The 13,324-nt window shown below is 38.6% G+C and carries 10 protein-coding genes; all 10 read right to left on the bottom strand.

What is annotated here, in order from left to right; all coding sequences use genetic code 11:
- Window positions 1-71: 71 nt before the first annotated feature.
- Window positions 72-974 (bottom strand): glycoside hydrolase family 43 protein, encoded by a 903-nt coding sequence (locus F9U64_RS16660; RefSeq protein ID WP_228275772.1) that lies wholly within the window; start codon window positions 972-974, stop codon window positions 72-74.
- Window positions 975-1,171: 197 nt separating this feature from the next.
- Complete coding sequence (locus F9U64_RS16655; protein ID WP_153406043.1) at window positions 1,172-3,529, bottom strand: glycoside hydrolase family 2 protein; 2,358 nt, start codon at window positions 3,527-3,529, stop codon at window positions 1,172-1,174.
- A gap of 54 nt (window positions 3,530-3,583) precedes the next feature.
- Window positions 3,584-4,627, bottom strand: coding sequence for a LacI family DNA-binding transcriptional regulator (locus F9U64_RS16650; protein WP_153406042.1), 1,044 nt, complete (start codon window positions 4,625-4,627; stop codon window positions 3,584-3,586).
- 532 nt (window positions 4,628-5,159) lie between these two features.
- Window positions 5,160-6,617 carry an ABC transporter substrate-binding protein gene (locus tag F9U64_RS16645; protein WP_153406041.1) on the bottom strand — a complete coding sequence of 486 codons (1,458 nt, stop codon included), beginning with the start codon at window positions 6,615-6,617 and terminating at the stop codon, window positions 5,160-5,162.
- A gap of 46 nt (window positions 6,618-6,663) precedes the next feature.
- The gene (locus tag F9U64_RS16640; protein ID WP_228275771.1) at window positions 6,664-7,665 is read right to left on the bottom strand and encodes a carbohydrate ABC transporter permease; all 1,002 of its coding nucleotides are present in this window, start codon (window positions 7,663-7,665) and stop codon (window positions 6,664-6,666) included.
- Between the two features lie 17 nt (window positions 7,666-7,682).
- Window positions 7,683-8,420: a carbohydrate ABC transporter permease gene (locus F9U64_RS16635; protein ID WP_194287419.1), complete on the bottom strand. Its 738-nt coding sequence runs from the start codon at window positions 8,418-8,420 to the stop codon at window positions 7,683-7,685.
- Between the two features lie 107 nt (window positions 8,421-8,527).
- On the bottom strand, window positions 8,528-10,438 hold the full coding sequence (locus tag F9U64_RS16630) for a DUF5696 domain-containing protein (RefSeq protein WP_153406039.1): 1,911 nt from the start codon (window positions 10,436-10,438) through the stop codon (window positions 8,528-8,530).
- A gap of 33 nt (window positions 10,439-10,471) precedes the next feature.
- Complete coding sequence (locus F9U64_RS16625; RefSeq protein WP_153406038.1) at window positions 10,472-10,891, bottom strand: hypothetical protein; 420 nt, start codon at window positions 10,889-10,891, stop codon at window positions 10,472-10,474.
- Window positions 10,878-12,920 carry a YIP1 family protein gene (locus F9U64_RS16620; RefSeq protein WP_153406037.1) on the bottom strand — a complete coding sequence of 681 codons (2,043 nt, stop codon included), beginning with the start codon at window positions 12,918-12,920 and terminating at the stop codon, window positions 10,878-10,880. Before F9U64_RS16620 ends, F9U64_RS16625 begins: the two co-directional genes overlap by 14 nt.
- 8 nt (window positions 12,921-12,928) lie before the next feature.
- A partial coding sequence (locus tag F9U64_RS16615) for a carbohydrate ABC transporter permease (RefSeq protein WP_153401386.1) occupies window positions 12,929-13,324 on the bottom strand: 396 nt, incomplete at its 5' end.

Raw genomic sequence — 13,324 nt, 5'->3', positions numbered from 1 at the left:
AACGCCAAGGACCGATACAATGTCACCTGGCGTTTTTCTTATCCTTACTATATTGCTGGAATCTCACATTATCAAGGCAGCACTGGGTTCAACTGATCAAAAAAGCGAACCAGACGCTGATATTCATCGTTGGTAATCGGCAACACACCACCATGCCGCTTCCGAAGATGGCCAAAGTTGTACGCCTCTTCCGCTAATGCGGTAAAATCTCCGCCAGATAATTGCTTTGATTGCAAAATCATATACCCTTTTCCTTCCGCAAACCGGTCTACAATTAAACACCAAGTCTTACCATCTGGCAACAAATAGATTTCCGGTCCCTCTACCCCTGGCAACTCTTCCAAAACGAGGGATTGTATCTCCTCATACTTACCCGTCAGGCTTTTGGATCGCTCCATCAAGATTCGGCTTGTTGTCTCATCTTTCGTAAACCGGTAGTAATACCCATCTTCATAGACTACCGTACTATCAATCACATCTCTATCTTTCTCCATATAAACAAACGGCTCTTCAAATACTTTAAAGTCATCCGTGTAGGAGGCATACATCCGGTGTTTTCCATCCACTTTGGAAGCCCAAAAAACTAAAAAGGCCTCTTTCTCCTCATCATAAATAGCTTCAGGAGCCCAGACATTTCCTGCTTGAGGTACACCAACAGTTACAGCTCTTGGACCTTCCCAGTTAACAAGATCGATTGATTCCCAGATAATGATCTCACGACTCCCTTTTTCTTGAGCATGCTTCCAGCCAAGTCCTTTCTCAATCCGTAAATCTGTTGCAATAATATAAAACTTCCCCCGCTTTGTATCACGGATTAGAAACGGATCCCGGACACCCTCCTCACCTATATCAGACTTTAAAACAGGCAGACCTTTGTTCAAGTCATGGAAATGCAATCCATCCTGACTCACACTGAAATAAACCTGCTCACCATTCTGCTCTTCTCCAATAAAATGTACTAATAAATATGACATCGTTTTCATCCCTTTCTGTATATTCCTGTAAGAGTCTTTATTTCGTGACTAAAGTGATACTCAACTTAGGTACCTTTATGATTAAACATCCTACCTCACTAGTGACCGAATTGCATACTTTTGTCTAGTTTTCTGGTTTTTCGCTGGTAATAAGGTCTCTAGATAATTCCCACACGACAAAAAGGGAGCAGTAATTTTTAGTCAGACAATACACGAGATAATCTTACATCTTTGATAGTGATGGTTTGCCCATCTTCTTCACATTCTGCCTTAATGGAGAACCGGGCTGACGAGATGCCATCATGGACTACACGAAATGGTAATGTAAAACGCCCATCTTGATCAACTTTTATAGTAAACAGCTCATCAACGTTTTTAGCGGAAACTTCAAGTTGGACATTAGTACTTTCCGTTATCCCTTCCGTGGTAGCAGCAAATTCATAATCCCCTTTTAGTAAATCAGTAGTTCTTTGCGAAATTTCAAAGACTTGTGTGCTGTCTAGTTTAACGGTTAAGCCATCTCCAGTTTCAACTATTGCTTTTTCACTTGCAGTCGAGAGCGACCATTCGTCCGTTCCTGATTCAAAGTTCGGATTTAAAACTCGGTTGGTTCCTTCGGCAGCTGCATTCTTGAAATACTCATAAACTACCTTAGGACGTAATTCAGACCAATCCACCATCCCCATTGCCGAGAGTCTGTTAGAATCTGCTTCTGTATACGGCTCTTTACTGCGATAATCTTTAAAATTCCAGAAAGTATATCCTGCAGTATATGGTTTACTCACCGTTACATCCCAATGAGCAGCAAAGTTAGCGGCTTGCCAATCCTCTGTTCCACCTATCGTACTATCTCCACGGTTTCCGTAACTTGACCAGGTTCCGTTTTCCGTGATGATAATCGGCTTGTCTGGATACGTTTCATGCAGGATCTCCAGCCTTTCTTCAAAATCGCCTGCTCCAAAGTCCTCTGCATTACCTCCATGAAAGCCATAGTATTGGTTAATGGTGAGCAGATCCGGCTCTGCCCGTGTAATATCTTCCGGATGATGCTGTGTATTCGAGGCATAGGTGACCGGACGTTCTTTCAGATCAATCTTTCGTACCGCATCACGAAGCATATTATAAAAATCCACATGTTCTTGATTATTGGAGGTATTTTCATTACCTACCCCCCACATAATAATCGAAGGATGATTTACTTGATTCCATGCCATAGCAATTGCCAATTCTTCTGATGCCGTTCCTTCAGATAATTGATGTTGGATAGATTCGACATTCATCCAGTAGTTTTCAACCTCATCCATGACATACAGTCCGACTTCGTCCGCATATTGATAGGCATAAGGATGACGATTATAATGGGCATGTCGAATAAAATTCGCATTTGCAGCCTTCATTAGATCTAATTCCTGTTGATATTCCTCGACAGTCAGCGATCGACCAGATAGTGCTGATTCCTCATGCCAATTCGTTCCTTTCAAAAACACTGACTCCTGATTGATAAGCAGCTCGTTATCATTCACCTCTACATCAACAGCTCCATACTGGGCAGTAAGGATATCTTTTTCAGGAATTTCTGCAGTTGCTGTGTATAGATTGGGCGAATCTGGTGTCCACGCTTTAATAGAAGGTACATCAAATTCGAATGGGACAACTTTGACCTCGTTTGCCTCCAATTGTACTTCTTTCGTTTTAGGATCGATTCCATTTACGCCTGGATCTAGTACAACCTTCATTTGATCTGGTTTTTCTGTTAGGTTAAGTACTACAGCCTGGGCCTCTATTTTTTGATCAAGTTGGGATGCTTGCACATTTACTTTTACTACAGTTTGTGGATTGGTTGCTTCTAAGTAAATATCCCTTGTTATCCCACTGTAGTCCCACCAATCATAAGAACCCGGTGGCACACCATCCCGGTCAAGATATACATGCGGATTACGATCTACGCGGATAGCAATGACATTTTCTTTTCCTGTTTCTAGATAGGGAGTTACGTTGATTGCAGATGGTGTCGCACCAAACTTTGATGTTCCTACACTTTGACCATTTATAAATATTTCTGCTTTTGGCCCCATACCAAGTGATATCAATTTAATAAATCGATCTTTCCAATCTTTATCCACCTTAATGACTTTTCGAAACCAGAAAGAGCCAAATTTCTGTTGATACTTTCCATTTTCATAAGCAAAGTCTAAGCTTGCAGGAACCCTTTCAGATGACCAGGAAGAATCATCAAAGTCAACTTCAGAAGGTTTTACACTGTCACTATAGCTTTTCTCTTCATCATAAAAAAAGTGCCAATCTCCATTAAGAGATAAATAAGAACGTTGTGCTTGATTTAATTGCCATGTTGTGAACGCCGGAATGGGAAAACCATTTTGATACGCGACCGAAAAACCATCATGATCAACCAAATGAACACGACCATCTACTACCAATTTCACTTTATCAGACACATTACTTCGTTTAATTTGACTCATTGCATATACTCCCATCGAAATCCCACCAATTAATAGAATAGTTATCATTCCAACCAGAACATATTTTTTACTCAACTAGACCCCACCTTCAATTTGATACAACTCCCTCTCTTAATGGAGCTGCTCAGTTCAATACATATTTTGTATATTTAATACTTGGCATGAGTCTCGTACAATTAATTTTGTTGGGATAATCCACTCTTTTCCAGGATTCTCTCCGTTGATTATCTCAACTAACACCTTCACTGCTTTTTCACCTAAGAGATCATAATTTTGGGTAACAGACGTGATGCCAGGAGGGAAATATTGTGCTAAATAGCTATCATCAAATCCTACTACGGAAACATCTTCAGGTACACGAATACCAAATTTATTAAGAATTCTAATTACACCTATGGCAACAAAATCATTTACACATATAATTGCCGTAGGACGTTCTTCTAATGAGAGTAAACTTTTAGCCAATTCTTCCCCTGATTCAATATCAAAGCCACCATCCATTATCCAATCCATATTTATATCCAGCTGATGTTTATCCAATGCGTTATAGAAAGCCTCAAGCTTTATTTGTGTTGAACTAATTCGCTTAATCCCGCCAATAAACGCTATCTTCTTATGATTAAAATTGTAAAGTAAATCTATCGCTTTATGAATACCATCACTTTCATCTGTTCTGACTACATGTGCATCCACATTATCCATTGAACCATTAACAAAAACTACAGGAACTTGTTCCTTAATTTTATTCATTTCTTCCACATAAGATTTATTTGATTTGACTTCGTTAATCCGTCCACCTAAAAATAGAATACCGTCCACCCTTTTATCGATTAAGGTTTGTAAATAAGTAGACTCATTTTCAGAATTATTCATACTATTGCATAAGAAAGTGGTATAACCTAAAGCTAAGGCTGTTGCTTCCATTTTTTGTACTAAAGTAGAGAAAAATGGGTGATTAATATCAGGAAGTATGATTCCTATTGTCTTGGACTTTTTGTATAATAGGCTTCTCGCTAAACTGTTAGGCCTGAAATTATATTTCTCAATCACAGCCAACACTCTTCTCTTAGTTTCTGGCTTGACACTTTCATTCCCTGTCAATACTCTGGACACAGTAGCTGGTGAGACTTTAGCTTCATTAGCAATGTCATAGATTGTTGTATTTTTTTTCATATCTTCATCCTATCTCCCTAATGTTAATAAACAAGATTACATATATCATATAATCATGATAGCAACAGTCAAAGTTTTAATGCTAGTCACCAAAACGGCTTGACGTTTTCTAAGGTCTGCTTGCTTAGTGTATATTTTGTTAACATATACTGTTTGGCAGTTCTTTTTATATCCATCTTTACTTTTCTCATATCTTAAGTATAAACTCAATAGAAAAAGCTAAAAGTTAGTACCATATAGCGACGCGGTTAGATTACGCTTCAGGACAATATATTTCTGTGTGTAAACACGATTGACCTGATAAGAAAAATCTCCGAGAGTTTCTTTTGTCATGAAAAACCACAAGTGTGCATATACACTTGCAGCAATAACAATGATTCGACGATTTGTCAAAAGTCATTTTTAAAAAAACACCTGAGATAGACCATTCCTAAGCAGGTTAACTATATATTATTCCAGATAAATAAGGGCAGGGCAACCAACTATTGTTTACATTGGTTGCCTCACCTTTGTCACACTATGCTATATAAGGTTAATAATTCAATTCTTCTAACGCCGCCTCATAATACTCATTAGCTTTTTCGGTTAAATCTATGGCAATATCATGAGCATTTACCTCTCCATTAGTAATGGCAAGTTCGACATCTCCATATTCTCCGCCAAAATATACTTCACTCAAGAATGTTTCAAATCCAGGCAGCGCTCGACCACCTAAGGAGACAGGGTGTTTTGCCCTTTCTAAGAAATCATCGTAATAATGTGAATCAGGCAATAAGGTACGTAATTCATCCCAAATTTCCTGGTCTTTGATTAACGGCAATCCATCAGGGTGCTGAAATACTAGATTTCCATTATCATCTTTCATCGTTTTAAATGCCTCTAATTTAGCTTTCCATCCATCTTTACTCCAGCCAAAGAACTTCATCAATTCATAAGCCTCACGTGGATTTTCGGTTGCAGGAGAAATGGTGCCAAAATCAATATAGGCAGGTTTATTCTCTGTCTCGGCATTGTCCCCTTTTGGTACGACATATGGAACCCATTTCAATCCCTTATCTACAAACTCAGGTGCTGAAAATGTTCCTACTGTCCACCAGGCATCTATCTGGATTGCCACTTTCCCTGTACTTGCTGGCCATACTGTCCGATCACCAAAGGCAGCCTCTGCTTCATCTGTATCATAGAGCGGCGCATGTACACCACTGCGAATAAACTCCGCACGCAAATTAGCTGCTTCTGCCCAATCCGTTGTTAAATCATACTTTTCTCCATCCCACCCGAATTCCCCTACTGCGTCTTGATTGACAATGGGAGCTATAGTCAATAATTTTCCACCAGTATTATAACCATATATGCCTTGTTCTGGAACAGTCATCTCTTGGATTAAATCAACCATTTCACTGTATGTCCAATCTGGAGATGGCATATCCGTATTCATCTTCTCAAATAAATTCTCATCTAAGAATACCGCATAAGGGAAATAGTCGGTAGCTGCAGCCATTTTACGTTCACCATCAAAATATCCCGGCTCTATCATCGTATCTAATAAGTCCTCTGTCTCGGGATCTGCCTCAAAATATTCGGTAAAATCGCCTAACCAGCCATTCCGAATGGCAATATCTACATTGCCATTATACCAGAAGACATCTGGCAACTCGCCGTTGCTTGCCAAGTTGGTCAGGTTATCATTCCAGCCATCTTTGTCTAACGGGACAATCTCAACTGTAATATTTGGATATTTTTCCATGAATTTTTCCGCTAAGAACACATTTAAGTCATGATTTTTCCATGAGGCATACGTCAAGGTAATTTCTTCATCCGTCATTGCCGGCAATGTGCCACTTTCTGCACCATCATTCACACTGTTGTCATTCGCTTCTGTGTTATCACCCTCTGTGTTACTCCCTGTTTCATCTGACGAACAGCCCACCCCAATAACCAGTACCAAAAGTAACACGGCTAATAACTTACCAAATACTTTTCTTGTCATTTCTTTCCCCCATTTCTTTTATCAAAAGTTTATTATATTACGGTGATTATTCACCGGTAATACCAGTTCTATCAACACTTTCCACAAAATATCGCTGTAAGAAGAAATAGATAATTAACAATGGCAGCACACTGATAAAGGTACCAGCCATTTTTATTCCTTCATTCTTTTTGTTTGGACTGTTTTCAGCTACTGGATAAAACGCTTCATAGTTTTGTTCGAATTGCTGCAACTGTAACAAAATCGTTGTAAAATCTGTTGACTTGCTTGTTAGGTATAATGATGTTAGATACGTTTCATTCCAGTACCATACAAAAGAAAACAGGAATGATACGATGAATGCAGGTACAGCCATCGGAATGGCAATCCGGAAGAAGCTGACCAGTTGTCCTGCTCCATCTACTTCGGCTGCCTCATACAATGACTTTGGTGTCTGTTTAAAAAATTGATAAAAAATCAAGATAAAGATCGTGCTGTTAATTCCCTGACCTAATGCTGCCGGTATCCAGAATGCATTTAATGATCCTGTTAAACCTAATTCACTAAACAAACGGTATGTCGGCATCATTAAAATCTGCGGCGGAATGATGAAACTAAACAGCATCAAACCAAACAGGACTTTCTTTAATGGAAAATTAAATCTCGCAAACCCGTAACCTACTAATGAGGCAACAGCTACTTGGAAAATCGTCGGAACCAGAGCAATGGTAAAACTGCCAAGCAAAGATTCGCGTACGTTCATAACAGAGAATGCCTGTTGATAATTTTCTGTATAGAATACGGATGGAATCCATCTTACGGAAGAATCGAGTAAATCTGCTAATGACTTCATACTTGTAATGAACATATACAGCATTTGATACAGATAGACAAAGCCAATACACAATAACAATGTGTAAATAACCAATTTTAGCAAAAAGCCTTTCCTGTCGTTAAAGCCAAACAGAAATCGGGCTGTTTTCGCTTTCATTAAACGCCATTTTTCCCCTGGTGTAATGGATTGATTTCTCAGGACACTTATAACACCTTTTCCTTCTTTCATCGCCATTTCTATCCCTCCTTTATCTAAAAGGCACGTTTTGTTTTTCTCTCACGAAAGGCTAAGAATATAATGATCAGCATAATTCCTATGATAATTGCATACATCCATGCCATAGCTGAGGCAAAACCATAACCTCTTGTCGCATTAAACATATTGGCATAAATCAAGTCAATAATTGGATTCTGCCCGCTGTTCGCAAGAGATACCAATGTATACACCATGTTAATAAGTACAATCGGTTTAATTGTCGGCAACGTAATTTTCCAGAAACATTCCCAGCTTGATCCCCCATCTATTTTTGCCGCTTCGTATAATGATGGATCAATTTTCTGCAAGACAGCTAAAAAGATAAGAATTTGCACACCAGAGTACCAAAGAATAATAATTATCTGGCTGAACAACCCTGCAATTACATCTGTAATAAACATAGGAAACACTTGAGACAAGAGGCTGATAATAACGTCCTGATTCACCATTGGAATGGCCGTGGCGCCTTGATCAACCAATTGATTAATCACAGGGCCACTCGCAACAATAACCGGTAAGAAGAAAATTGTCCGGAATGTTCCTTTTAACTTCACATTTTGATTAAGCAACATGGCAATAATTAGGGCGAACACAACAATTACAGGCACCCGTAACAGGGTAGTCATTGAAAAGCTAAGTAACTCTTGAAGAAAAAACATATCCTTTAACCATACATCAAGGTAATTGTTCATTCCTACATAGCGAAACTGTAAACCAACAGGAGTTATTCTCATGCTGTTTAAACTGTAATAAAACGATTGAATCATCGGCCACAGTACAAAGACTAGAAATCCTATTAGCCATGGAAAGATAAATAGATATCCATAAATTGTCTGTCGTTTTAATTTAATTGTCCTTGCACCACCTTGTAAGACATTGCTTCTAATGGTGTGTCATCCATCGTCTGTGCTGCATCACTGTAGTTCACATAGACGATTACGCCATTATCATACGTAATTTTCACCATTTCTCCCTCACGCTCATGAGCGGTAATCATTGCCTCACCAATCTCTTCATGTAATGCTGCTAACTCTTTATAATAAGAAGGAATCATTTCCTCATAGCGCTCATACTGCGAGCTGTATATATCAGAGGAATTGGTATTCTTTAATGCAGATGGATTTTCATTCGTAATGTAGAAGGAAGGATTTATCCCTTGCTCTACCAGCTGCAGGAAAAATTCATCCTGATTCGCCTGGAAATTTGTATACTCTGCGTACATTGGCACTAATCCTTTTAAAGTCAGTGAAATAAAAGGTATATCTTCATCTGTAAAAACATAATTGGAAGAGTTTGTTGGTAAATCGATAATCGCATTTGTCTTATTCCACAAGTAAGAGAATGGCTGCTCAAGTAATAAGTCAAATTGATTATGATAATCAGAAATAATCTTTTCATACTGTTCTTTTGTCGCTATCCGATCGAATTCATTGCTCCCTTCACTATAAGAAAATAATTGGTTTGAAATACCGCTGACAGCGATCTGATCAATCGCTTCTGACTGGTATGCTTCAGCCATTCTTTCTAATAAATCAACTGAAGATGCCGGGTTTAAGTAATTAAATGATTGATAGACATTTCCATATACATCTTCAGAATAGGTGCGTTTATTGAATTTCTTCATTAAGTCATATCTTGTATTCTTCCATTCCTCTGTATTGATTCTTAAGGCATCTTGATACAGGTAGAGATCGATATCCTTATCACTTGCATTATCGATTAACTCTTTTAACGAAAGACCCGTATCCAGCCCTGATTCCGGATCAAAGGAACGGATCGGCAGTCCTCCATACATGCCTCCCTCCTGCCAGCCTTTATAGATAGAGAGAATGTTGCTTACACCATTTTCCTGCAGATCTGTGAGAATCCCATCAGCTTGACTGAAAGTAGTCATCGGTACATCTTTTTTTCTTATTAACCCTTGCTCAACCTCTGAACCTAAAAAGTCAATCCGTGCTTTGAATGGGGTATCTAAATCTGCAATTAATTGATTGCCCAACAAATAATCGCGGTATTTATCGGCTAACCCCATATAATTCGCCTGTTCACCTGTAACAAATTGATAATGTACTTTAATATCAAAGTCATTACGGTTCTTCTGCCGTACAACCATTGTTCCGGTATCCTGACTTGTTGGCTGATTATACACCTGTCTGTAGATAAATTTAGACGTAATCCAGTTGTACGGTAAAATTGCACCACTAGGATATGCTTCAATTTTGGAACTGAACTTCCCTTCCTCAATAATCCCTAAATAGCCAATCTCTGAATCTGTCTGAACCATTCCGAATACTGGCGCCAGAATATTTTCCGGGTCATTGAAAGGATCCATCCGGTTAAACAGTGATAAAACATAGGAATCATCAATACCCGCATTTCCCCCATACACCATCTCTGAGTATGGCTGTTTAAATTTTCCATTGTTATCCTTTAAATGAATGAGTGCACCTGACCCATCGGGAATGAACATATACCCTTCACGTTCTCCTAAAACGGAATATCCTAAAAATGGATAGACATATAATCCAGCCATTTTATATTTGTCAGAGTTCTCCTCAATAGAATCTTGCGGTACATCCACTGTTATTCCTTTGTCAGTTAATGTCACATGCACCTCAAAGGAAATTTCCAACTCAGGATAACTGATCGCTGCGACAAAACCATTGTCATTCTTTGTTATTGTTTTTGCCGGGTTTTCGGAATACATATCCGCACGATAAACGACAATGTTTGTATCCACTAAATATTCCATGACAATCCCTGATCTGGTAAAGTTTTTCCATGATTAATTCCTTTCGATCGGCTCTTTCACCGTCGAATACATAACAGCGCCTGTTGCCTTTTCCCGGACAATCAATGATAGATTTTCTTCATTTAAATATAATTCCAGAAAGTTATTCTCCATAAAGAAGGAGTGGCCATCAATTTCCTGTTGCTTGGAAGCAATCGTTTCCGGTCTTTCCTCAGCTGTTGGAACATCTGCAACTACTTGTTCTGGCTGCTCAACTTCCGGTTGTTGCTCATCGGGTGTCTCTGTTTCTTCAGCTGGTTCCTCTTCCTCAGTTGGTACAGCAGGGGCTGTCGGTACATTAATCGATTGATCTGATTCTCCACTTTGGAATATTACGTATAGAAAGCCGGCAATTACTATTAAGAAAAGAATCAGTTTTATTATCGTTTTTGGTTTTAATTTAACGATTTTCAATTCGATACACCCCCTCATTTACGATTGAAATAACGAAGTCAATCATTTGTAAAATAAGTACATAAACAATAAAGATTAGCAGTACAGCAATCAGGATCATAAACAATGTTAAGAAGATAATCTTAAATGTTTCTCTAATTGTGTAATCATTGATTTCTTTAATCATGACAAACAACAGAATTGCGACCCAGCCGTAAATAATAAAGTTGGCTAAATTCAGCAAGTAGATTTCGTTAAATGTTAGAAAGTTACTTGCCAAAATGATGAATGGTTTGAAAATAAAATATGGTGCAAAAGCATAGATAAAACCAATGAAAATATGCTTAAACTTCCCTTCCCCATCATTAATCGTACAAATTAAATAATGGGATACGATGACGAGGAGAAATACGGCAAAGAAACTGGCAATATCTGTGCCTAGTGTATACTCTCCATCACGGACGTAACGGAAAATAAATCCAGAGTAGTATTTTTCTGCAACAAAGAGAATCAAAAATACGATCACCCAGAAAAATCCTGAAGAGTAACTTCCTTTATTTTCATATTGGATGCTGTAAAAGCTGTCAATTGGATGTCGAATTAATTTCTTGATAAACAATATATCTTTCAGCCATTTCCAGTCATCCTTATCATGGAATGTTTTCAAGAATCGTTCTTTCCATCCATACTCCCTATTTAAGCGCTTCCATACCTGTGCAAGTATAAACCATATGATTAAAATATAAATGATATAAATTACATTCTCCCGCATCCATTTATTTCGGACTTCCCAGAACGCATCTGAATAGCCTTCTTTGTACTTCGCTTGTCTAAAGGAATCTAATGCAAGCTGGTAGTTTTCCTCTTTGAAGTAAGCTTCACCAAGTCCTAAATGAGCAAAGTCAAATAATCCATTTAAGCGAATGACTTCCTGCCATGGCCCTTTACTTGCATCATAGTCCCCATTTTGATAGAGCTCGAGACTTTGATGAACGAGGCTCGCAAATTCTGTTGGCTGAAAGATTTGAACCTGGTTTTTTTCCGGATCCAGTGCATATATTTGATCCTGTTCATCAATCGCAATCGCAGAGATTTTGTTGAACAATCCAACTCGCTGTCTTCCATCATCCTGCCCACCGAATACAAAAAGTAAATTTCCTTCACTTGTGTATTCGTAGATAAAGCCATTTTCACCAGCCACAAAAATATTATCCAATGAACCGATTTCAACGGAAACGGGAAAATCATCATAAACTACTGTATCAAGGATATTCCTCCCGGCCACGTTTAATTTCCGAATGCCTTCCACTCGCTCTCCCTGAGAAACGGCATACACCAGACCCTTGTCATCAATATTGATATTCTTCGCTGTCGCAGGGACGGTATCAATCATTTTACTCAATTGTTCTTCCGTGAAGATCGCTTTCCGAAACACCGTCAATGGTGTAACAATGGTCTGGTTTGGTGCAAAATAACCGATAAATTCGCCGTTATTCGCATTGATCTGAATGATCCCGTTCGAGTTCCCTCTGGAAATAACATACACATTGTCCCGCTTATCCACCGCTACCTTCTCTGGTACAAAAGTGGCCGTTTCTCCAAAAAGAATACTTTCCGGGCGTCCAAACTCCTGCAGTAATTCACCTTCCAAAGAGAAGACAAACACTTTTGCGGCAATTTCGTCCGCTACATACAATTTCTCATCATGTGACAGAAAAATACCTGTCGGTTTTTGTAACACCTCATCCCCTATCGAACGAATAAAATTCCCGCTTGCATCCCCGACTAGAATCCGCTTGTTCCCTGTATCTGCAATATAAAGGAGCCCATCTTTGCCTATTTTCATATCGGATGCTTGGGTAAATAATTCATCATCAAATTGAACAATCGTTTCTTTTACGGTATAGGCAGTTTGTGTTTCGACATACTGGCCATAACCATCTTCCGTAAAAGTTTTATAAGCAGTATTTGCTGACACCTGCTCAATTGGCACTAATACATACAAGAACAAGGAAAGCAGGACTAAGGTTACTTTTTTTATTTTCCTCATTATTCCACCTACTTTAATCCCGAATGTGACATCGTATTCATTACCTTACTCTGTAATATAATGAAAAGAATTAAGTTCGGCACAAACATTATTAATGCAGCAACAGCAGCCATTCCCTGTCCAACTACTACATTTGTCTCCACCGCTAATGTGTTCATAAAAAATGCTAAAGTACGCATGTTTTCACTTGTTGTAAATAAGTTCGAAGTCTCTAAATCATTCCACACCAGCTGGAACGCAAGAATAGCTGCAGTCGCTACCGCCGGCATAATTAATGGCAGAATGATTTTCCAGTAGATTTTGAAGTTACTGGCTCCGTCAATTATCGCTGCTTCAATTAACGAATCTGGTATTTGATCAATAAACTGCTTAATCAAAAACAATCCAACAGGCATTGCGATTAA

This window comes from Gracilibacillus oryzae, assembly GCF_009498735.1.
GTDB classification, from domain to species: Bacteria; Bacillota; Bacilli; order Bacillales; family Amphibacillaceae; genus Gracilibacillus; species Gracilibacillus oryzae.
Note: the sequence above shows the minus strand (reverse complement) of the source record. Positions and strands in the feature narration are given on the sequence as shown.